This window comes from Streptomyces sp. NPDC079020, from assembly GCF_044542225.1.
In the GTDB taxonomy this organism is placed as follows: domain Bacteria; phylum Actinomycetota; class Actinomycetes; order Streptomycetales; family Streptomycetaceae; genus Streptomyces.
Map to the genome: position 1 here is coordinate 75,432 of NZ_JBITUB010000023.1, position 21,538 is coordinate 96,969.

Here is a 21,538-nt window from a genome sequence, read left to right on the forward strand (position 1 = left end):
CGGGCGCGGCGAACGGAGCGGCACCACCGAAACCGGACGATCACGAGAAGAGGAACCTGTTGCGCGCGCGGGAACGGGCCGACGACGTACTGCGGATGCACCGGCTGGTGCGCACCGGCGGCACGCCCGAGCTGCTGCACTGGCTGTCGGTGCGCGCGGGCGGCTGGGCCGGACTCGTCGACGGCGGGGGCACCGTACTGCACGCGGCATCCGCCGCCCCGGCCCCGCACTTCGCGGCCCCGCACCTCCCGGCATCGGCCGCCCCCGGCGCCGCCGAGCTGGCGGCCGAGGGCGCGCGGGCGCTGACGGCACGCGACGCGCAGGCGCACTCCCTCGATTCGGCCACGCACACCGCGCTGCTGTTCCCGCTCGACGCACCGCCCGCACCGGCGCTGGCCGTCGTCGTCCCCCGGCCCGTGCCCGCCGGGCTCACCGCGCTGCTGGCCGACGCGCTGGCGCCCATCGCCCTGTGCTGGCGGTCCGAGACCCTGGAGCGCAAGAGGCGCCGGGTCGACCTCGCGGAGTCGCGGGGCCGGGAGGCGGTCCTGCACCTGCTGATGACGGGCCAGCTGTCCATCGCCCACCAGGTGGCCGGCGCGCTGCGCCCCAGGCTGCCCGACCCGGTGCGGGTGTGCGTCGTGGAGTGCGCGGGCGGGCGGCGCGACGAGGTGGCGCGGGTCTGCGCGGAGGCGGACGGCGGCCGCTCCTGGATCGTGCGGTGCCCCGTCTACGCCAGCCACCTCATCCTCGTGATGCCCGCGGGAGGGAAGGAGGACGGACCGCTCGACGAGAACGTCGCCGCTCTCGTGGACGACTGCGTCGTGGGCGTCAGCGAACAGCTGCCGCTGCCGGACACCGCGACCGGCTACCGCCAGGCCTTCCACGCCCTCGCCGTCGCCCGTGGACTCCCCGGCCGGCACGCCAGGTTCGGGGCCTCGCCGGAACCGGCGCTCGTCGTCGGCCGGGCCGGCGCGCTGTGGGCCGACGCCCTGCTCGCCCCGCTCCTGCACCATCTGCCGCGCCGCACCCAGGACCCGGGGAGCCAGGAACTGGCGGCCACCGCCGCGTCCTGGCTGTCCTTCTCGACCCACGCCACGGAGCACCTGAAGATCCACCGCAACACCCTGGCCGCCCGGCTCGGGCTCATCGGCGACCTGCTCGGTCTCGACCTGGGGACCCTCGCCGACCAGGCCACCCTGGACCTGGCCCTCCGCATCCGGGCCACCCCGGTCCCCCGCCGGACGGCCGCCGCGACGGCACCGGGCGGGGAAACAGCAGAAACGGCGGGGGCGACAGGCACAGCGGGAACGACAGGAACGACAGGAACAACAGGGGCGACAGGAACGACAGGAACAACAGGGGCGACAGGGGTGACAGGAACAGCGGGAACGGCAGAGGCGGCGCACGACCTCGAAGAGATCCTGCGCCGCCCCGCCGTCCGCGCCTGGGCAACCCAGCAACTGCGCCCCCTGGACACGGTGGACACACCCGCCCCGGACACCGCCCGTGCCACCCTGCGCACCTGGCTGGACCGCGAGGCCCAGCTCGGCCCGACCGCCGCCGCGCTCGGCATCTCCGTACCCGGGGCCCGCAAACGCCTGGCCCGGCTCGAAACCGTGCTCCGGCGCTCGCTGCTCCAGGCCCCGAGCGCCCGCTACGACCTGTGGCTGGCGTTCAGGGCACTGGAGCTCGAACCGGCGCCGGAGGCCGCTACTTCGTGAAGATGAAGTACTTCCAGGCGCCGTGGGTCGTCGAGTTCACGCTGTCACCCGAGGAACCGTTCACGTACGAGGCGCGTACCCGCATCTTGTAGCCGGTCTCGTGGGTACCGGTGAGCGTCACGATCGACTTCCCGTTGCTGCCCAGCTTGAAGTACTGCTGGCCCGCGTCGTACCACTTGCCCTGGTAGTAGAGCTCCAGGGACAGCTTGTGCGAGCGGCCCTTGTAGTAGCTCATGGTGTTCGTGAACACCGGGTTCTTCTTCTTGTGGAAGTACGCGTACGACGTCTTGCCGATCTTCGCCGTCTTGTACTGCTTGGAGAGGGAGGTCGAGACCTTCACCTTCGCGTACGCGGTCGACCGAGCCGACTTCGACGCGCTCCGGGCATCCCCGGCGAACACGGCGGTGACCGTCGTGTCGCGCTTCATGTCGACCGTGACGGACAGGTTCCCCTTGGAGTTGACCTTGCCCTTCCTGGCCAGCTTCTTCGGCTTGTCCGAGCCGAAGGGGTCCACCCACAGCTCGACGACGCGGTTCTTGTACGTCTTGCCGAGGTGCGCCGTGAACGAGACGTCCTTGCCGTACGAGTAGACGTCCTTGTTCCGGTTCAGCGTCAGCGAGGTCGCGGCGCGGGAGACGGCGACCGAGTCGGCCCCGGAGGCGGCGGAGTGCGTCGCGTCGCCCGCGTAGGCGACCCGGTACGTCACCGTGCCGCCGGCGGGCGGGGTGTCGGTGAACGAGAACGTGCCGTTCGACGCCAGAGACACCGAGCCGAGCGACTTGCCCTTCGGTGAGTCGACGTCGGTGCGCACGACGGAGACCTTGGTGCCCGCCGGGAACGCCGCCCCGGACGCGGCCTTGCCGGTCACCGTGAGCTTCTTGGCGCGGGTCGCCTTGGACGGCGCGTTCACCGTGAGGCTCACCGCCGACTTGGTCGGGTCGGTCAGCACCCGCAGGGCGTAGACGTCGCTGTACACGTTGGTCGTGACGGCGAAGACCCGGCTGCGGTCCGGCGCCCAGGCGAGACCCGCCTCATGGAGGTCGTTGGTCGCCGTGATGCTGCCGGTCGAGTACGGGATGTCGTAGGTGCGCAGCGGCTTTGCGGCGCCCTGCTTGTAGACGAAGACGTCGGGGGACGACTGGGTCGTCCCGGCGGCCACCATGCCGTCCGGCGCGACGGCCACCGCCGCGCCGTGACTGCCGGTGTTGTACGCGCCCACCCGGGACAGGTCCGAGGTCGAGTACGCCTGCGCCTGGTACGGGGACCCGCCGCCCGTCACCAGCAGCTGCTTGCCGTCCGGTGTGACGTCGAAGTCGGACAGGTAGGACTGGTACTCGCCGCCGGAGCTGTCGGGGCCGTAGGCCACGCGCTGGGGCGTCCCCTCCGCCACGTCGTACACCGCGAGCGTGATGAAGCTGCTGCCCTCCTGGGCGGCGGCCAGCACGTTGGGTGCGGCGGGGTCGGAGGCCAGCCTCGGGGCCGAGTACCAGCTGTTCCCCCCGCCCTCGGGAAGCGTCACGGTGGCTTCCGGAACCGTCAGGTCGATCGAACCGATCTGGCCCCGGTAGGCGACGTCCAGGGCGTTGAAGCCGAACCAGAGCTTGCCGCCCGCGAGAGCCGGATACTTCGGCTCGATGCCCTTGCCGAGCGCGTACCGCTTGCTCTCGGTGAGGGAGGCGGTGTCGATCGCGGCGATCGATCCGTCGCCGGGCACCGCCGCGTACACGGTGCCGGAGTCCTTGGACAGTTCGAGTCCGAGCACGCCGGGCAGGGAGGAGATCGTGCCGACGACCTTGCCGCTGTAGTCGGTCGCGACGACCTTGCCCGACTTCGGGTCACTGATGAAGACCCGGTGGTGGACGCCGTCCACCACGATGTCGCCGCTCGATGTGATCGGCAGCGACGCACTGGAGTCGGCGGCGGCCGGGTTCGCCGCACCGCCGACCAGTACTACGGAGCTGAAGAGGACCGCGAGCGCTGTCGCGGTCGAGATTCTGCGCGTACGCACAGTGACGTATACCCCCACGGTAAGCGGGCCGCGTGGCACCCGGAGATGAGAGAGGGGTGCGGCCCGAATCGCAGGGTATGGCACGACAATGACACCCAGGGCGCAATTATGGTGACGATAGGGGAGCGAAGGGTGTCCCCCCGCTCCCCGTCGTACCGTCGCGGCCGTTGCCGGTGTCGAGGGTGTTGCGGGCGTTGCTGGTGTCGCGGACGTTGCTGGAAAGGACGCCGCTACTACTGCTGGTGGTCGCCGCCGAGGAGGGTTCCCGAGATCGAGGGCAGCCCGAGCTGCGCCGTCCCGAACGAGACCGACGACGTGAACACCGGCTTCGCGGCCCCGCCCGGCAGCACCCACACCGCGCCCCGGCCGTCCTCCCAGCAGGCTCCGACGGCGAGTTCGGGCCGGGCGTCACGGGTGAGGTCGGAGGCCGTGACCGTGCAGCCGAACTCGTCCCGCTCCTCGGCCCCGCCCGGAACCCCGGCGGTGTTCTGCGTGAAGCTGTAGGAGCCCGCCCCGAGTTGTCCCGTACGGAGACCGGGTACGACGACCACGGCCCCCGCCGCCTGCTTCGTGCCGATGCCCTCACCGGGCGAACCCACGACGATGTCGTCGAGCCCGTCCCGGTTCAGGTCGGCGACGGCCACGGAGGCGCCGAACCTGTCGTACCGCTCACCGCCGCCCGGCACTCCGGCCGTGTCCTGGTGGATGGTCATGGGCGCCTTGTCGTACGAGACACCCTTGGCGGACCCGAACCACACGTGCACCGCACCGCCGACGTGGCCGAACGGGCCCTCGACGGCATGCGGTTCATCCGGGTCGCCGAGGACCAGATCCCCGTAGCCGTCCCCGTTCACATCCCCGATCACGGAGGTGAGGCCGTCGCCGCCCTTCATCCTGTGGGTCGACGTAACGGGGTCGCTCAGCGCGGAGTTCACGTACGCGAGCCCGCCGCTCCACCCGCCCATACGGCCGCTGACCAGCACCCGGTCCGCCGCCCGGTCCCCGTTGAGGTCGCCGAACGCGGCGGAGCGCATCCAGCCGGTCTCGTCGTGCAGTGTGGACGAACCCACCTTCCCCGCACGGGTGAACGGACCGGTCAGCCGTGTGGTGGTGTTGTCGTTGACGACCAGGACCGATGTGCCGTCCGGTCCCGACCAGGCGGCCACGTCCCGGCCGGCCTGCCCGTTCTTCTCCACCCGCGTCGGCAGCGCGGCCCCGGACACCAGCCCCTGCCTGCTGCCCCACAGAACGGTGGCCGATCCCGCCGACGTCGCGGACCCGATGCTCTCGCCCGGCGCGCCCACGACCAGGTCGGCGAACCCGTCCCGGTCCAGGTCCGCCAGCGACGCGGACGCGCCGAACAGGTCCCCCGCCTCGGCGGCCCCCGGCACCCCCGGCGAACTCTGGCTGATCACCGCCCGCTTGGCGGCCAGGACCCCCTTGGCCGACCCGTAGAGGACGACGACGGACCCGGCCGAGTCGAGGCCCTTCACGGTGGCCCGGGGCGCCGGGACGACGAGGTCCCGGTAGCCGTCCCCGTTGATGTCCTGCGGTACGGGCATCGGCGCCGCGTGAACCGTCCCCCCGGACAGCCCGGCCGCGACGGCGGTCATCGCGGCCAGCGCGGCGATACGTCTGGTACGTGAAGCGTGTCCAGCCATGGTGTTTGTTGCCCCCACCCCTGAGAGATCCAGTGTTGTGAGGGCATTCAGCCACGAACGATCACGCTCCCGCAATCGCGGGGCGGGCTCGGTCCGCCCGGTCGCCCGGGTGGGGGTGGCGGCGGGCCGTGGTCAGTCGATCAGGTTGCTGAGGCTGAGGTAGAGCACGGGGTACTCGCCGTTGTCCGTGACGCCGATGCAGAGGTCGCGCCGGTCCAGGAGCCAGCCGTTGGGGCGGCAGGTCTCGTGCGGGCGGTTCAGGCGGCGGATGATCTCCTGGCGGGACAGGTTGTCCTCGCTGCCGATCCGCACGGTGCGGTAGCAGCCGCCGGACCCGCAGCCGGTGCCCTGCGACTCGATCGTGAGGCCGGCCGGCAGCGGGGGGACCGCGTCGGCGGGCGGGGCTTCGGAGCCCTCGCTGTTGAGCACGACGTACAGCAGGGAGGCCACCAGCACGAGCGCGAACTGCGTGCCCAGGAAGCCGATGGCGCCGTTGCGCCGGGGTATCCAGTCCGCAGGTCCGGGGCCCTTCTCGCCGTGCTCCAGGACCGCGCCGAACGCGATGATGAGCGGGGCGAGCACCGCGTGGATGAGGTGGGCGTCGGCCCGGGGCACGTCCAGCCAGGACTGCTGGGCCGCGACCAGCAGACACGCCTCCGCCAGCAGGAACCCGCCCACGGCCAGACCGATCCCCCGGCTGCGGGCGAGCATCCTCCAGACGACCAGCGGTGCGGCGGCGAAGAGTATCCCCAGGACGGACCACATGTGACGCATCCCCCCCACACGACGACAACGGCAGCACGACGGGGGACGCCGTGCTGCCGCTGTCCGGTTCCGAGGAGGAGCGGCGACTACTTGGTGGGGACGTAGTCGAAGTTCGGCGTCAGGGTGCCGAAGAGCGAGCCGACGCGCGGTGCTTCGCCGCCGGTCACGGAGCGGAAGATGCTCGACGCCTCTTCCGTCATGTAGAACGGCGCCTGCTTGATGCGGAAGCCGGTGAGGCTGGGACGGGCCCCGGCCATCACCTCCACATAGGTGGACTCCGCGATCGTGACCTCGTCGTCGAACGGCACGCCGTCGACCAGGACGGCCGCGGAGTAGGCCGGGGTCGGCATCACGCGGATGTAGGTCGGCTTGAGGGTGATGGTCCTGCCGGAGGCCGCGTGACGGAAGTTCAGGCCGCCCGGGTAGAAGATCCGGCCCCGGGAGTCGAGGCCGTCACCGGCGGTCGAGCCGATCGGCATGGAGAAACCGCGGGCGTCCTTGTCCATGGCGAACGGGCCGATGGCATCCAGCGTGATGCCCTCGCGCTTCATCCAGTCGATGGCCTCGTCGCTCAGGGCGATCTGTGCGTCGCCCCACGGGGAGATGTACGCGCCCGGGAACGGTGCCGCGACGACGGCCCCGGGGGCGGCTGCGGCCTGCTGCGGGGCGGAGGCTCCGGCGGAGCTCATCCCCAGCGGGAGCGCGAGGGCGGCCAGGGCGGCGAGGACGGTGAGGCGGCGGAATCCGTGCATGCTCATTGACCTTCTTCTGTGTGGGGGGAAGGGGCGGAGCCGGAGATCCGGTCCGCGGTGCGCCCAACAGGGTGGGGGGCAGGCCGAGTTCGTCGGAGGTCGGCGAGACCGAGGAAAGCCCGGCCTCCTGTTGGGGCAGGTCCATCCATGCATAGTCGAGCTGAAGATCAAACCGCGCCTCACCCCATAGACGGAAAACTGCACGCGACTGGGTGCCTTGGGGGTGAGAAGACCGCATGGAGACCGGCGAAACGATCACTCTGGTGCGGCTCCACTCCCCCCGCACCCAGCACTGGAGATCCGCATGTCCGGACCGGACGAAGTTCCTGGATTCAACAGACTTCCGCGTTCCAAGCCCCGCTTCTCGCACCGCAGGCTCTGCGCGCTCGCCGCCTCCGCCGCCGCCCTGGCGGCCGCGTCCGTCGCGGGCCCGCTCACCGGGACCGGGGAGGCGGGCGGCCACATCGACGCACCGTCGTCCGTGTCCGACGCCCCGGCGGACATCACCGACGTCTATGCCTTCACCAGCCCCGACGACACCGACATGGTGACCCTGATCGCCAATGTCCGGCCGTTCCAGGTGCCGGGGACCGCCGCGAACGCCCTGGTGGACTTCCCGTTCGCCACCGGGGCGCGGTACGAGATCCACACGGACGCCGACGGGGACGGGGCGCCGGACGCCACGTACCGCTGGACGTTCCGCGACGAGGACCGCCGGCCGTTCGGAATGGGTCCGAAGGTCGGCCCGCTGCCGGTGACCTCACTGGAGGACCGTTCGCTGGGTGTCCGGCAGAAGTACACGCTGGAGAAGGTCGCGGCGGACGGCACGAGCAGGACGCTGCTGCGCGACGCCATCGCCTCGCCCACCCACACCGGCCGTGTGCTGATGCCCGACTACGGCAGGCTGCGTGCCCAGGCGACCCGTGATCTGCCGGGCGGCGGCCGTACGGTCGCGACCCAGGCGGCGGACTCGTTCAAGGCGGACACCCAGGTGTTCGGGCTGTTCACCGTCGGCACCTCGGGCCCGGTGCCCGGCTGGCTGCCCGACGCCCAGCCGCTGTCGGCGCTCAATGTGAACAGCCTGGTGCTCCAGGTGCCCAAGAGCGAGGTGGCGCTGAACGGCGACGCCGAGCGCAACCCGGTCATCGGCGTCTGGTCGACCGTCTCGCGCCGGGGCGCCGACCTCGGCAGCGGTCTGGCCGCCCAGGCACCCTCGTACCGGCAGGTCTCCCGCAACGGCACCCCGCACCTCGCGTTCGCGGTCCACGGCTCGACGATCGGCCTGTCGAAGCCCGGCGGGCCCGAGGACCGGTTCCAGGCCCGTGCCCCGAAGGACGATCACCTGGACGACGCCTTCGTCGCCGCGATGCTCGACCCCGCGCCGCCGCACCGGATCGAGGCGGCCCAGGGGCGCACGGCTCCGGCCACCCCGCGCCGTGACATCCAGGCCCTGTTCATGAAGGGGATCGCCAAGGGCAACGGTTCGCTGTTCGGCCTCGACCTCAACAGCCATGCCCTGAACGGCGATGCGGACGCCTCGCGCATCGTGCTCGCCGAGCAGCTCCGCCTCAACCTCACCACGCCCGTCACCGCCGATCCCCAGGCGCACGGGGTCCTCGACGGCGACCTCCAGGGCTTCCCCAACGGCCGCCGTCTGAACGACAACATCGACGGACCGCTGATCCGCATGCTGGAGGGCGAACCGGCGGGCCCGTCCGCACGCGGTCTGCTGCCGGACCCGATCGTGCGCCTCGAACCCGCCGACGCGCGGGCGACGTTCCCCTACGTCAACCTCCCGCACGCGGGCCCGTGAGGGGTCTGATCACCGGGGCGGCCGGCGCCGTGGCCGTGACCGGCTGTGTGGCGGGCCTCCTGTACCTGGGGCCCGGCACCGGCCGGCCCTCGGCGGACGCCCCCGCCGCCGCTCCCGCCGCGACCGCTGGGGCGGGAGCGGCGGGGGGAGCGGGTGGCGCGGTCGGGGCCGCATGGGAACGCACACGGGCGTACCCCGACGACCCCACCGTCTGGGCCGCCCTCGGTCACGCCGAGATCGAGGCGGCCCGCACCACGCTGGACGCGGCGCGGCTGGACGCGGCCGGGAGGGCCCTGCGCCGTTCGCTGGACCTCGACGGCACGGACAACTACGCCGCGCTCACCGGTCAGGGGCTGCTGGCCAATGCCCGGCACGAGTTCACCGAGGGGCGCGCACACGCGCTGCGGGCCACCAGGATGGCCCCGGACCGGCCCGACGGGTACGCGATCCTGGCCGACGCGGAGATCCAGCTCGGCCACTACCCGGCGGCCCGCACCGCCGTGCAGCGGATGCTGGACCTCGCCCCTGCCTCTGCGGCGTACAGCAGGGCCGCCTACGACCTGGAGACGAACGGCCGGCCCGAGGACGCCGCCATCGCTCTCCAACGGGCCGTGGACAGCTCCGCCACGCGTGACGAACGGGCCTTCGCGGAAGCCCGGCTGGGCGACCTCGCCTGGTCCCGGGGCGCGGTCGGCCGGGCGGAGAAGCACTACCGGCGTGCCCTGGACGCCGTACCCGGCCACCCCTACGCGCAGGCCGGCACGGCCAGGGTGCTCGCCGCACGCGGGCGGACGGACCAGGCGATGGCCGCGTACGAACGGCTGCTGGACCGGACCCCGCTGCCGCAGTTCCTTCTGGAGGCAGTGGAGTTGAGACGCTCGGCGGGCGGCGACAGAGAGGGCGGGGGCAGGGGCAATGGCGGGGAGCGGGCCGCGCTGGACGCGCAGGTACGGCTGTCGCGGGCGGACGGCGGACCCGTCGATCCGCACGTCGCGCTGTACGCGGCCGACCACGGTGACCCGGCCGTCGCGGTGGAACTGATGCGCCGCGAGTGGAAGCACACCCGCAGCGTGATCGCCGCCGACGCGCTGGCATGGGCGCTGCACCGGGACGGACGGAACGCGGAGGCGATGGAGTACGCGCGCAGGGCGTCGGCGACCGGGTGGAGGAACGCCCTGTTCCGCTACCACCTGGGGGCGATCGAGCACGCGCTCGGACTGCCCGGGGCCACTGGCCACCTGCGCGAGGCGCTGGCGCTGAACCCGCGCTTCTCCCCGTACCACGCCCCGCGCGCCGAGGAGATGAGCCGGACATGAGGCATCCACGCCGGGCTGCGGCCGTCCTGACCGCCGCGGTCCTGCTGGCGCTCGCGGCAGCCCCTCCGGCTCTCGCGCACCCCTTGGGCAACTTCAGTGTCAACCACCACGACGGGCTGCGCCTGGCCCGGGACGCGATCGAGGACACGGCGGTCGTCGACAGCGCGGAGATCCCCACCGCACAGGACGCCGACGCCACGGACACCGACCACGACGGGGCCGTCTCGCACCGCGAGGCCACCGCGCGGGCCGCCGGCCGCTGTGCGGACCTGGCCCGCCGGACCCGGGTTTCGGTGGACGGGAAGCGGTTCGACTGGCGGGTACGGGGAGCGCACCTCACGTACGCCGACGGTGCGGCCGGTCTGTCCGTGGCGCGGCTGACCTGTGTGCTGCGGGCCGAAGCGGACCTGTCGGCACCCGCATCGATCACGTTCGCCTCGTCGGCGGACGCGTCGCGCACGGGCTGGAAGGAGATCACGGCGGTTGCGGGGGCGGGTGTGCGGCTGACGGCTTCCCCGGTGCCCGCGACCAGCCCGAGCGACATGCTGCGCCGCTACCCGGCGAACGGCGGCGACGAGCCCTCGGCCGTGGTGGCCGCGACGCTGCGTACGGAACCGGGAGGCGCGGGTGTGGGCGCGCCCGGTCCCGGAGCGGTCGCGGGCGGGGGCACGCCGGTGGACGAGGTGCCGGGCGCGCGGGCGGTGGACCGGGGCGCGGTGCTCTTCCCCGCCCTGGAGAACCGCCTCACCGACCTCATGGCGGGCCGTGATCTCACCCTGCCGGTCGGCCTGCTGGCGGTGCTGCTGACACTGCTGCTGGGTGCGGGCCACGCGGCACTGCCGGGACACGCCAAGCTCGCGGTGGCCGCCTGCCTGGCCCGCCGGGAGGGCGGCGTACGGGCGGCGGTCGCGGTGGGCGCGACGGTGACCGTGACGCACACGGCCGGGGTGCTCGTGACGGGCCTCGCGCTGACAGCGGGCGGCGGGCTGCTGGGGGAGCAACTGCTGGGCCGGCTGGGCGTGGTGAGCGGGATGGTGCTCGCGGCGCTGGGGACGGTGCTGGTGGTGTCGGCGGTGCGGGGCGTGCGGTCGGGGGGCGGCTCGGGCCGCCTGCTGCACGGGCACCACCATCACCACCCTCACGATCACCCTCACGACGACGGTCATCACGGGCATGAGCACGGGCACGGGCACAGGGGTGAGCACGGGCACGGGCATCGTCACGGACAGGGTCCTGCGGGCCGTCGCAAGGGGCTTCCCGCGCTGCTCGGTGTCGGGCTCGCGGGCGGCCTGGTGCCCAGCCCCTCCGCGCTCGTCGTCCTGCTGGGCGCAATCGCGCTGAGCCGTACGTACTTCGGCGTGCTGCTCGTCGTCGGCTACGGCCTCGGCATGGCGCTCACCCTGACCTCCGCCGGGCTGCTGCTCGCCGGAGGCGGGAGCAGGCTCGCGGCGCTGGGTGAGCGGCGGCTCCCGGCGCTGCGCCGCTACACCCCGTACGGCGCGGTCCTGACGGCCGTGGCGGTTCTGGCGGTCGGTATCGGTCTGACGGCGCGCAGCCTGCTGTGAGGGGGGCCATGGTGTGCGCGGAGGGTCACTCGGACTTCGTGTAGACGAGGCTCTCGTCGGTGCCGGCGGTCGCCCGGCGCAGGGTGCCGTCCGCGAGCAGGGTCAGTTCGGTGGCCCTGCCGGGGCTGCACGAGGTCGCGGGCTCGCCCTCGGAGACGGTCGAGGGGCCGATGTGGACCTGGTCGTCGGAGGCGGGCTTCTCCTCCAGGGGCGCCTTGAACACACAGTGGTACGTGCCGCCGGAGGCCAGCGGGCCGTCCGCCGTCAGGGAGAGGACGGCGTCGCCCACCTTGCCCTGCCGGATGACGAGGCGGCGGGTCGACGGTCCGGAGGCGCCGTCGATGGTGCCGGTCCAGGTGCCTATGTAGTCGGCGGGGACGTGGCCGTCGCCGTTCTTCGCCTCCAGGGAGGGGGAGTCGGGCGAGGTGGTGGTGCCGGTGCCCTTGCCGTTCATGAAGGCGTACACGGACCCGCCCGCGCCGACGGCGACGATCAGGGCGACGGCCACCAGCGCGATGGTGGAACCGGCGGAGCGGCGCCGTGCCGGCGGGGCGGGGGTCTGATACGTCGGTGCGAAGGGCTGGCCGAAGGCCTGACGCTGAGCCTGGTGGCCCGGGTGGGGCTGAGGATGGTGCGGGGGAGTCTGCGTTTGGTGCGTCTGTTGGGGCTGATGGGCCTGTTGGGGCTGGTGCGTCTGGTGGGCCTGGTGCTGGGGTCGGCTCTGCTGCTGGCCGGCCGTCCGGTGGTACGCCGACGGGGTGGGCGTCCCGCCGTTCGCCCCGCCGTTCGCCGCGCCGTGATCCCCCGAAGGCGGCTGCTCCGGGTCCTCGGAGTCGAGCAACTCCACCGCATGGCGGCCGAGTTGGGCGATGAGTCTGCCGGGGAGCCAGGTCTCGGTGACCTCGGACTCGCCCAGCCGCACCAGGATCTCGTCCGTGGCGGGGCGGGCGGCCGGATCCTTGGCGAGGCAGTCCGCGATCACCTCGACCAGGCCCGCCGGGACGCCCGTCAGGTCCGGGTCCTCGTGCGCTATGCGGAACATCAGGGCATGGACGCCACCGCTGTCGGCGGAACCGAACGGCAGGCGGCCCGTCGCCGCGTAGGCGAGGACGGAGCCGAGGCAGAAGACGTCGCAGGCGGTGGTCACACGCTCGCCGCGTACCTGCTCCGGGGCCATGAAGCCCGGTGATCCCACCAGGGCGCCGGTGCGCGTGAGGCCGCCGTCGGCGACGGATTCCATGGCGCGGGCGATGCCGAAGTCGATGACCCGGGGGCCGTCGATGGTCAGCAGGACGTTGGACGGCTTGAGGTCGCGGTGGATGAGCCCGGCGCCGTGGATGTGCTGGAGGGCATGGGCGAGACCGGACCCGAGCTGCTGGACCGAGCGTTCGGGCAGGGGGCCGTACGCCCCGGAGGCCGGCGCGGGCCCGCTCTGGCGGCCGGAGACGATGTGCTGGAGGGAGGGCCCGGCGACATAGCCGGTGGCGACCCACGGGACGGGGGCCTCGGTGTCGGCGTCCAGTACGGGGGCGGTCCAGGCCGCGCCCACCTGGTGGGCGGCCCGGACCTCCTGGCGGAACCGGGCGCGGAACTCGGGCTGTTCGGCCAGTTCGCGGCGGACGAGCTTGAGGGCGACGGTGCGGCCGCGGTCGGACCGGGCGAGAAAGACCATGCCCATGCCGCCCTCTCCCAGGCGGCCGAGGAGCCGGTACGCCCCGATCCGGTGCGGGTCGTCCGACCTCAGCTTCTCCATGGTGCGATTCCTCCCCCGTACGGCCGTGGCAGACCGTGCTTGAGAATAGCGGCGGGCGCCGGTCCCCGGGCCGGGGACCCGGGGGGCCGACGGCACTCCGGGTTCGGAGCGGGCTCGCCGGACCGGGCGGCCGCTCAATGGCCCCCGGATAGCGCGTTTCGCAATTCATCCCAGGACTTACCGGCGGTAGTGCGCATATTCCCTCCGCGCGCATCTGGTTTTGCGTACGCCGGATTGTCAAGTCGGCCGCGGGTGGGGAATGCCCTACCGGGTAGTAATTGAGCGTTCACCGAATAGTTTTCTGTCTGTGTGCGGAACGCCGCATTGCGAGCGGGGAACCGGATTGCGGACGTCCGGCAGACTTCATGAAGTTTGCAGATGCGATCAGTGTGGGCGAGGGGTCGACACATCTGTGGGGACGCTGTGAGGCACGGCAACGGTTGCAACCCATTGCGACGGCAGGCTCAGCTCGCTGACGGACCAGACGTCCGGGGTGCCCGGCACCCCCGCGGTCACCGTGACCGGGTCCGGGCGGTCCGGGTGGGTCTCGATGCGGGTCAGGTCGGCGGCCAGGCCGATGCCCACCGCCTTGAGCACGGCCTCCTTCCGGGTCCAGCAGCGCAGGAACGCCCTGCTGCGGGGGGCGCCCGGGGCGGTGCCGAGGAGGTGGCGCCGCTCGGCCGGGGTGAGGGCGATCCCGGCCAGTTCCCCGGTGTCCACGGCGCGTACGCCTTCGACGTCGACGCCCACCGGAACCCGGGCGACGGCGAGGACGCAGCAGCCCGCGGAGTGGGAAAGGCTGATCCGGAAGGGGCTGGACGGGCGGACGACGGCGGGGGGTCCGTGTCCCGGATCCGCGCATCCGGGACAGGGCAGGCGCCCCAGCGTGATCTCCGCCGGGGCGACGTCGAGAAGCTCCGAGAGCACGCGCCGGGTGCCCGCCCGGCTGCCGGCGAATTCGGCCGCCCTGGCGGGATGGGAAATACCGCTCAGGCGTTCGCGCTCGGCGGCGTCCAGAAGGGCGAGATCGGCTGGATCGGGTCTTTCGCCGTCCAATCGCCACCATCGGACGGTCGCCCCGGTCGTCGTGGGCAGAGGGGAATCGGTCACGGGGGGAGGGTAGGGCGGCCCGTGGTGCGGGAGTGGCCGATGGCCGCTATGGGACAGGGGTGACCCCGGAGAGTGATCGATCCGTCACGTACGGCGCGGTAAGCGGAATGTGAAGGTTTCGAATAGGGGGTCGGGATGCAAGATCCTGTCATTTTCCTGCCGAAGGGCGGTGTGGGGGCCGGTCGGGAGGGGGCTTCCGGATCACTTCGGTCCGCTTGAAACGGTTAGCCGTTGACTGGTTCACGTCCGCGATCTAATGTCTGGTCACGTAGAGCGATGGCTTGTAAGTGTCCAGGGATCCCGTCACGTGGATTTCGGTTAACCTCACATGGCTGATGCCGCCCTTGAGGAATAAATCCAGCACAGGTAATTGGTTTCCGGCGCGGCAGAATACTTATCGGGGGAGCGGAATGGGTTCGGGGGTGACGGATGCGCCTGAGGACGTGCACCGAGTGGATTCCGTCGAGAGCGCGCTGCTTCAGGCACGGGCGCTGATCGAGTCCTCGGTGTCGATGCACCGCAGTCAGCCGGGTTGCGGCTCGCTGCTGGTGCGGGCGGACGACGGCTCGGTGGTCGAGGCCGTGAAGCGCGTCATGGCGGGTGCGAGGTACTCGGCCCATCTCGCGGTGACGGGCAACTGGAAGCACTCGGCCGTGGTGATCTCGGCGGTCGCCGCGGCGGTGGCGCCACCGGCCGCGCCGAAGGGCGGGGGGCCGCTCGCCGTGCGGCTGCTCGCGGCGGGACGCGCGCTGGAGCTCTCGGCCGACTCCCGCGAGGCGTTCGGCGACGCCTCGCTGGAGGTGCGCATGACGAAGGGCGAGTTGCGCGAGGCGCTGATCGTCGACGGCCGGACGGCTCTCGTCCAGTCGGGCAACGGGTCGGCGGGCCGGCACGCCGCGGTCATCACCGATCCGGCGGCGGTGGGCGCCCTGGACCTGCTCTTCGCCGGCGCGTGGGCCAACGCCCGCCCGGTCGCCGACGAGCTCCGGCTGGACCGCAGCCTGCGCGGCGCGCTGGCACGGCGGATCCTGGAGCAGCTTCGCGCGGGGCGCACCGATGACGTGGCCGCGCGGGAGATCGATGTCTCGCTGCGTACCTACCGGCGGCACGTCGCGGAGATCATGCGTGTACTCGGTGCGAATTCCCGTTTTCAGGCCGGAGTGCGTGCTGTGGAGCTGGGGTTGCTGGAGCGGGGCTGAGCCGTCGGCCCGTGGGGGTGACACCGACCGGGAAGCATCGGGGGCACAGGAAATGACCAGGACGAGACCTGCGGCAGGCCGGAGAGAGCCGGACGGGCCGGACGGCGACGAGCAGAAGGCGGCGGAGTCGGGAGAGGACCGCCTCGGACCGTCCGCGGCCGGGCGTCCCGCCCGGCCGCGCGCCCCGGAAGAGGGCCAGGACGCCATCGAGCGGGCCCTGCTGGAGGTCCGCGCACTGATCGAGACGACGGTGGAGCGCCACCGCAACCGGGTCACCTCGGACCGGCAGATCGTCGCCATGGACGGCAGGCGCACGGAGGTGCTCGGCGAGGCGCGCAAGCTGGTCCTCCAGGCGGAGTCGAGCATCGACGTGGTGCTGGCCCCGGGGCCCGGCTGCGGCACGGACACCAAAGCTCATCTGCGGGCGCTGATCGCTCTGGTGCCGGAGGGGGTGCGGCTGCGGCTGCTGTGCTCACCGGCCATGATCGACGAGGACTTCGTCCGTGAACAGAGCGGGCGGGAGGAGTTCGTGGACATCCGGGTGGCCCGGGTGCCACCCCTCCAGGCCGTGATCGTGGACGCGGCGGTGGGGCTGGTCTCGACCGAGTCGCCGACCGGACGCAGGGCTTCGCTGATCCGGGTCCCCGATGTCATCCACACCCTGTGCACGCTGTACGAGGGTGTGTGGCGCAACGCCGTGCCCGCCGCCGCGCGCGTCACCTTCGGGGACCACTGCCGGACGGAGCTCGCCCGGCAGATCCTCGGCGCCCTGCAGGCCGGGGTCACCGACGAGGTCGCCGCCCGTGAACTCGTCGTCTCCGTACGCACCTATCGGCGCTACGTCGCGGAGATCATGACGCTGCTCGACGCCAGTTCCCGTTTCCAGGCGGGCGTACGGGCCGCCGAACTGGGTCTGCTCGGCGGAGTCGAGGCGCCGGGCCGGTCCGGTCCCCCTGCCCGCGGCGGGGAGTGACGGACCGTCGGCCCGCGGGCCCGGCACCTGGAACGACCGGTGTTAGCAGCTTCCTGAAGTTGCCGTTGTCCGGCCGGGAAGCGGGCGGCTAGAACTGGTCGCGTCGATCGGAGTCCGCCGGGGCGGACCTGACGCAGTGCCACTACGAAGTACCGCTGACGCGAGGTGCGAAGAGAATGAAGGCCGGCATCGGCGGCGGACCCCTCCGCGGCGTCCCGGTCCCGCGCCCCCTCCACCTCATCGCCCGGCGTGCCGGAACGACCGGCGGGCCGGCCGAGTCCCTGAAGGGTGCCCGATGACCACCTGCTCCTATCCTCCTCTCGTGCTCCATGACAGCGGGGTCGCCGTACTGGACAAGGCCTCCCGGCTGCTGGGCGTGCTGGAGGGCGGGCCCGCCTCGGTCTCCCGGATCGTCGCGGTCACCGGGCTGACCCGGCCCACCGCCTACCGGCTGGCGCTGGCCCTGATGCGGCTGCGGCTGGTCACCCGGGACACCAGGGGCCGGTATCAGCTGGGTCCACGGCTGAGCGAGATGGCCGTCCTGGAACACGGTGACCGGATGCTGGCCCTGGCCGGGCCCGTACTGGGCGGACTGCGCGAGCGGACCGGGGCCGGCGCCCGCCTCTACCGGCGTTGCGAGGGCGGGCAGCTGTGCGTGGCCGGCGCCGAGGTCTCACCGGGGGCGCCGGGCACGGTCCCGGTGGGCACCGCCTTCACGATGCGGACCGGTGCGGTGGCCCAGGTGCTGCTGGCCTGGGAGGAGCCCGAGGCGCTGTACCGGGGCCTCGTCGGAGCCCGTTTCACCGCCGCCGCGCTGGCTCAGGTACGCCGCCGGGGCTGGGCGCAGAGCTTCGGCACCTGGGACAGCGCCGAGGTCACGCTCGCCGCCCCCGTCCGGGGACCGGGCGGCCGCGTGGTGGCGGCGCTCTCCCTGTCCGGGCCGGCCGCGGTGCTGACCAGGCGCCCGGCGAGGGAGTTCGGCGGCGCCCTGATCGAGGCGGCGCTGCGCCTGGGCGAAGCGTCGGACGGATGACCTCTTCCCGCGAGGGCGGTGGGCGGCCCGTATGACGCGCCGCGAGGAGCCCTCGGCACAGATGGAGTTCAGAATTCTCGGCCCCACCGAGATCTGGGCCCAGGGGGTTCGCGTACCGCTCACGGCGGCCAAGCAGCGCACGGTGCTCGCCGCGCTGCTGATCTCCCCGGGACGGTTCGTCTCCGACCTGTGGCTCGGCGAGCTGCTGTGGGGGCCGACGCCGCCCGCGACCCAGTCCGCCCAGCTGTATACGTATGTCTCCCGGCTGCGCCGCAGTTGCGGGCCGGGGCTCCGGCTGGTGCGCAAGCACCGCGGATACGTCCTGGTGCTGGGGAACGCGTGGTTCGACTGGGAGGTGTTCCAGCAGCTGGCCGAGCAGGGGCGCGCGCATCTGGCGCAGAGCCGCTTCGCCGAGGCCGCGGACCGTCTGGAGTCGGCGCTGGCCCTGTGGACCGGTCCGGCACTGGCGGATGTCACGGAGTCCCTGGCCCGCACCGAACTCCCCCTGCTGGAGGAGGCCCGGCTGAGGGTGGTGGACAAGCGCATGTCGGCCGTCCTCGCCCTGGGCCGGCACGACAGCGCCCTGCCCGAGCTGACCCGGCTGGTGGCGGAGCACCCCACCCGGGAGTCCCTGCGCGGTCATCTGATGACCGCCCTGTACCGCTGCGACCGGCAGATGGACGCCCTGCGCGTGTACGAACAGGGGCGGCGGGTCCTCCAGGAGGAGCTGGGGGTGGCCCCCGGGGCTTCGCTGCGGCAACTGCACCGTGAGGTGCTGCTGGAGGCCCTGCCCGGACCCGCCGCCGCCGAACCGCTCGTCCTGTCCGGACCGGCCGCCGGGGCCACCGTGCCGGTGACCGGTCCGGCGGCGGGCCGGTCCGGGTACGGCCCGCACAGTCCGTGGACCGGTCTGGTGCCCGCCATGCTGCCGATGGAAACGGTCGGCTTCGTCGGCCGGCACGCCGAACTCACCGACGTCGTGAGGGAGCTGCGTGCCGACCGGAGCGCGTACCGCGGGATCGTCCTGACCGGCGCGCCCGGGATGGGCAAGACGGCGCTGGCCGTGCGCGCGGGGCACGCCTGCCAGGGCGACTTCCGGCAGGGCCAGCTCTACGTCGATCTGCGCGACGAGGACGGCCGTGCCAGGAGTCCGCTGGATGTGCTCGGCAGCTTCCTGCGCGCGCTGATGTCCGTACGCGGCGAGGATCTGCCCGGCACGCTGGACGAGCGGGTGCAGCTCTACCGCAGCGTGCTCTCCCGGCGCCGGGTCCTGGTGGTGCTGGACAACGCGGTGGACGACCGCCAGGTGCGGCCGCTGCTGGCGGGCGGTCCGGGCTGCCGGGTGCTGATCACCGCCTGCCGGCCGCTGGCCGCGCTGGAGGGCGTCCGGGCCGTGCCGGTCGGGCGCCTCGACGACGCGCAGGCACGCAGGCTGATCGCGTCGGGGGTCGGGCAGGAGCGGCTGGACGCCGAACCGGGCGCGTCCGTACGGCTGTTGGAGCTGTGCGACGGGCTGCCGCTGGCGCTGCGGTTCTGCGCGGCCCGGCTGGTCGCCCGGCCGCACTGCCCGGTGGCCCGGCTGGTGGACCGGCTGGAGCGTGGCGAGATGCGCGTGGAGGAGTGGGGGGAGGGCGCCCACGATCTGCGTACCGCGCTCCGCACGAGCGTCATGCAGCTCGAACCCGCGCTGCGCCCGGTCCTGCGCACCCTGGCCAGGACGGCGCCGGAGGTCTTCTCCCCGGTCGGCGCCGCCCGGCGGCTTAACTGGTCCGAGGAGCGGGCCCGGCAGGCGCTGGACGCGCTGGTGGAGGGCGGACTGCTGGAAGTCGCGGCGGCGCCCGGCGGGATGCCGCCGCACCCCCCGGGCGGCCGTGCGGTACTCACCCCGGTGCGCGAGCACTACCGGTGCACTCCGCTGGTCCGGCTGCTGGTCCGCTGAGGGCCCCCGGCGCGGTGCTCCACCGGCCCCGTGCGGTGCGCCCGGGGCGGCGGTTCCGGTCCCGTCAGCCGTCCGAGGGGCCGGAGGGCTCCTCGGACGGGCCGGCCCCACCCGCGGGTTCCGCGGGGCCGCCGGCCGGGGGCGCCTGCATGTCGTCGATGAACGCGGCCAGCAGCGCGGCCCAGCGCAGCCCCTGGTCGTCCGCGGCGGAGCCGTCCTCCGGGGCCTCGTCCGGGTCCGCCGCGGACATGGCGGACGCCGGGCCCGTTGGCACTGCCGGATCCGGTGCGGGCTCCTGGCTCATGTTCCCCTCCTCCTCGGTCCGCCCCTGCCGGGCGTTGTCCCCAGGGTTGGGTACCGGCCTATGCGGCTTCTATACTCCCGGCCGCCGGAAGCACACCTGAGGCCCGGTGCCCGACCCCTCTGGCAGCTTCCTGTAGAGGCCATTGCCGCGCACGGTGCGGGGGCAGTTCGATGGGGGCTTCAGGCGCAGTGCTCGCCCCGATCGCGGAGCCTGCCCGACCGGCGGGCGAACCCCCTCTCCCGTTCCGCCGGGCCGCCGGGGGTCCGGTCCCTCCGGGAGACCGGGCCGCCGGTTCCGACGCGTGATCCGTCTCCACCGTGCACCGTTCCGACGTGCGGAGAAAGAGGTTCCGGTGACGGCCGCCGCGGCTCCGCGCACCCCTCACGCACCGCTGAGAAGAAGGACGGACATGACTGTCACGGCTCCGCCCGGCTCCGAACTCCTGGACCGCATCGCCTCGCACGACCCGTCGTTCCGGGAACGGACGGCCGAGTCCCTGCTCGCCGTGGAGAAGCGGCTGCTGGACTGCGCGGCGGGTGCTCCCGATCCCCGGGTGGCCGAGCTCACGGGCCATCTCGCCGCAGCGGGCGGCAAGCGGCTGCGCCCGCTGCTGGTGCTGCTCGGCGCGGAGTTCGGGGAGTCCTGGCGGGACGGCGTCGTCGACACCGCCGTCGTCGCCGAACTCGTCCACATCTCCTCGCTCCACCACGACGACGTGATGGACGGGGCGCTGCTCCGGCACGGTGTGGACAGCGCCAACGCCCGCTGGGGCGCGCGCCTCGCGGTGGCGGGCGGCGACTGGCTGCTCGCCCGGGCCGCCCGGCTCGCCGCCGAACTGGGCCCGGACATGGTGCGGTTCCACGCGGACGTGGCGAGCGAACTGGTCGTGGGGCAACTGCGCGAGATGACCGGACCGGCCGAGGGCGAGGACCCGGTCGGCCACTACTTCCAGGTCAGTTCGGGCAAGACCGCGGCCCTGCTCGCCATGTCGCTGGGGGCCGGGGCCAGGAGGGCGGGAGCCCCGGAGGCGTACGGGAGTTCCCTCACCGAGTACGGCCGCCAGCTGGGTATCGCCTTCCAGATATCCGACGACCTGCTGGACCTGGCCGCCCCCGCCGCGCTCACCGGCAAGGAACAGGGCAAGGACCTGGCCGCCGGAGTGCTGAGCCTGCCGGTGACGCTGGCCGCCGCGGATCCCGGCCCGGCCGGTGCCGAACTGCGGGAGCTGCTGGCGGACGGGCCGCTGGACGACCCCGCCGGCCGGCGTCGCGCGCTGGAGCTGTTCGCGGTGTCACCCGCTCTCGCGGCCGCGCGGGCGCATCTGCGGCAACGGCTGGATCTGGCCGGGGCGGCGCTGGAGGCGCTGCCGCCCGGACCGGCACGCCGGGCGCTGCACGCCCTGTGCGACTACGTCCACGCACGCTCCGTCCCCGCGGCGGCGGGACGCTGACTTGACCGGCAGATACGACAAGGGGGTTGGACATGCCACAGGCGGCAATGGATGAACTCACCGCGATCCGCGCCGAAGCACTGCGTGGACCGAGTGACCGGGCGACCGAGGCGCAGCATGCCAAGGGGAAGCTGACGGCGCGTGAGCGTATCGGGCTGTTGCTGGATCCGGGTTCG

Annotated in this window: 16 protein-coding genes; 9 read left to right on the plus strand and 7 right to left on the minus strand. The window is 73.0% G+C overall.

The genetic code is table 11. The features are described from left to right. Nucleotides 1-95: 95 nt before the first annotated feature. Nucleotides 96-1,721, plus strand: coding sequence for a helix-turn-helix domain-containing protein (locus ACIGJO_RS32605; RefSeq protein WP_399964481.1), 1,626 nt, complete (start codon nucleotides 96-98; stop codon nucleotides 1,719-1,721). Here ACIGJO_RS32605 and ACIGJO_RS32610 read toward each other — a convergent pair. From ACIGJO_RS32610 to ACIGJO_RS32625, 4 genes are all read right to left on the minus strand, one after another. Then, the gene (locus tag ACIGJO_RS32610) at nucleotides 1,711-3,729 is read right to left on the minus strand and encodes a YncE family protein (RefSeq protein ID WP_399964446.1); all 2,019 of its coding nucleotides are present in this window, start codon (nucleotides 3,727-3,729) and stop codon (nucleotides 1,711-1,713) included. The genes ACIGJO_RS32605 and ACIGJO_RS32610 overlap by 11 nt on opposite strands. A 233-nt stretch (nucleotides 3,730-3,962) precedes the next feature. Further along, nucleotides 3,963-5,390, minus strand: coding sequence for an FG-GAP repeat protein (locus ACIGJO_RS32615; RefSeq protein ID WP_399964448.1), 1,428 nt, complete (start codon nucleotides 5,388-5,390; stop codon nucleotides 3,963-3,965). Between the two features lie 132 nt (nucleotides 5,391-5,522). Next, nucleotides 5,523-6,155: a hypothetical protein gene (locus ACIGJO_RS32620; protein ID WP_399964451.1), complete on the minus strand. Its 633-nt coding sequence runs from the start codon at nucleotides 6,153-6,155 to the stop codon at nucleotides 5,523-5,525. Nucleotides 6,156-6,241: 86 nt separating this feature from the next. Continuing rightward, entirely contained in the window at nucleotides 6,242-6,913 is a 672-nt protein-coding gene (locus ACIGJO_RS32625) for a hypothetical protein (RefSeq protein ID WP_399964453.1), read from the minus strand. A 298-nt stretch (nucleotides 6,914-7,211) separates the two neighbouring features. Here ACIGJO_RS32625 and ACIGJO_RS32630 point away from each other — a divergent pair, with 298 nt between their 5' ends. The 3 genes from ACIGJO_RS32630 to ACIGJO_RS32640 are packed head-to-tail and all read left to right on the plus strand — an operon-like array spanning nucleotide 7,212 to nucleotide 11,601. After that, on the plus strand, nucleotides 7,212-8,720 hold the full coding sequence (locus tag ACIGJO_RS32630) for a DUF4331 domain-containing protein (protein ID WP_399964455.1): 1,509 nt from the start codon (nucleotides 7,212-7,214) through the stop codon (nucleotides 8,718-8,720). Then, the gene (locus tag ACIGJO_RS32635; protein WP_399964457.1) at nucleotides 8,717-10,036 is read left to right on the plus strand and encodes a tetratricopeptide repeat protein; all 1,320 of its coding nucleotides are present in this window, start codon (nucleotides 8,717-8,719) and stop codon (nucleotides 10,034-10,036) included. The genes ACIGJO_RS32630 and ACIGJO_RS32635 overlap by 4 nt, the downstream gene beginning before the upstream one ends. Further along, complete coding sequence (locus ACIGJO_RS32640) at nucleotides 10,033-11,601, plus strand: nickel transporter (protein WP_399964459.1); 1,569 nt, start codon at nucleotides 10,033-10,035, stop codon at nucleotides 11,599-11,601. The genes ACIGJO_RS32635 and ACIGJO_RS32640 overlap by 4 nt, the downstream gene beginning before the upstream one ends. Before the next feature lie 25 nt (nucleotides 11,602-11,626). On the opposite strand, the gene ACIGJO_RS32645 is transcribed toward ACIGJO_RS32640, so the two are convergent. Both ACIGJO_RS32645 and ACIGJO_RS32650 read right to left on the minus strand, forming a co-directional pair. Further along, nucleotides 11,627-13,354, minus strand: a complete 1,728-nt coding sequence (locus ACIGJO_RS32645; RefSeq protein WP_399964461.1) for a serine/threonine-protein kinase — start codon at nucleotides 13,352-13,354, stop codon at nucleotides 11,627-11,629. A gap of 384 nt (nucleotides 13,355-13,738) precedes the next feature. Next, on the minus strand, nucleotides 13,739-14,464 hold the full coding sequence (locus tag ACIGJO_RS32650) for a 4'-phosphopantetheinyl transferase family protein (protein ID WP_399964463.1): 726 nt from the start codon (nucleotides 14,462-14,464) through the stop codon (nucleotides 13,739-13,741). A 452-nt stretch (nucleotides 14,465-14,916) separates the two neighbouring features. Here ACIGJO_RS32650 and ACIGJO_RS32655 point away from each other — a divergent pair, with 452 nt between their 5' ends. The 4 genes from ACIGJO_RS32655 to ACIGJO_RS32670 all read left to right on the plus strand — a co-directional run bounded on the left by ACIGJO_RS32655 (nucleotide 14,917) and on the right by ACIGJO_RS32670 (nucleotide 19,608). Further along, on the plus strand, nucleotides 14,917-15,663 hold the full coding sequence (locus ACIGJO_RS32655) for a hypothetical protein (RefSeq protein WP_399964465.1): 747 nt from the start codon (nucleotides 14,917-14,919) through the stop codon (nucleotides 15,661-15,663). A 52-nt stretch (nucleotides 15,664-15,715) separates the two neighbouring features. Further along, nucleotides 15,716-16,636 carry a TrmB family transcriptional regulator sugar-binding domain-containing protein gene (locus ACIGJO_RS32660; protein WP_399964468.1) on the plus strand — a complete coding sequence of 307 codons (921 nt, stop codon included), beginning with the start codon at nucleotides 15,716-15,718 and terminating at the stop codon, nucleotides 16,634-16,636. A gap of 322 nt (nucleotides 16,637-16,958) precedes the next feature. Beyond that, the gene (locus tag ACIGJO_RS32665) at nucleotides 16,959-17,669 is read left to right on the plus strand and encodes an IclR family transcriptional regulator (RefSeq protein WP_399964470.1); all 711 of its coding nucleotides are present in this window, start codon (nucleotides 16,959-16,961) and stop codon (nucleotides 17,667-17,669) included. Nucleotides 17,670-17,730: 61 nt separating this feature from the next. Next, nucleotides 17,731-19,608, plus strand: a complete 1,878-nt coding sequence (locus ACIGJO_RS32670; protein WP_399964472.1) for a BTAD domain-containing putative transcriptional regulator — start codon at nucleotides 17,731-17,733, stop codon at nucleotides 19,606-19,608. A 64-nt stretch (nucleotides 19,609-19,672) separates the two neighbouring features. Here the strand turns inward: ACIGJO_RS32670 and ACIGJO_RS32675 are convergent, their stop codons facing one another. Continuing rightward, nucleotides 19,673-19,912 (minus strand): hypothetical protein, encoded by a 240-nt coding sequence (locus tag ACIGJO_RS32675; protein WP_399964475.1) that lies wholly within the window; start codon nucleotides 19,910-19,912, stop codon nucleotides 19,673-19,675. A gap of 409 nt (nucleotides 19,913-20,321) precedes the next feature. Here ACIGJO_RS32675 and ACIGJO_RS32680 point away from each other — a divergent pair, with 409 nt between their 5' ends. After that, nucleotides 20,322-21,362: a polyprenyl synthetase family protein gene (locus tag ACIGJO_RS32680; protein WP_399964477.1), complete on the plus strand. Its 1,041-nt coding sequence runs from the start codon at nucleotides 20,322-20,324 to the stop codon at nucleotides 21,360-21,362. Nucleotides 21,363-21,538 lie beyond the last annotated feature (176 nt).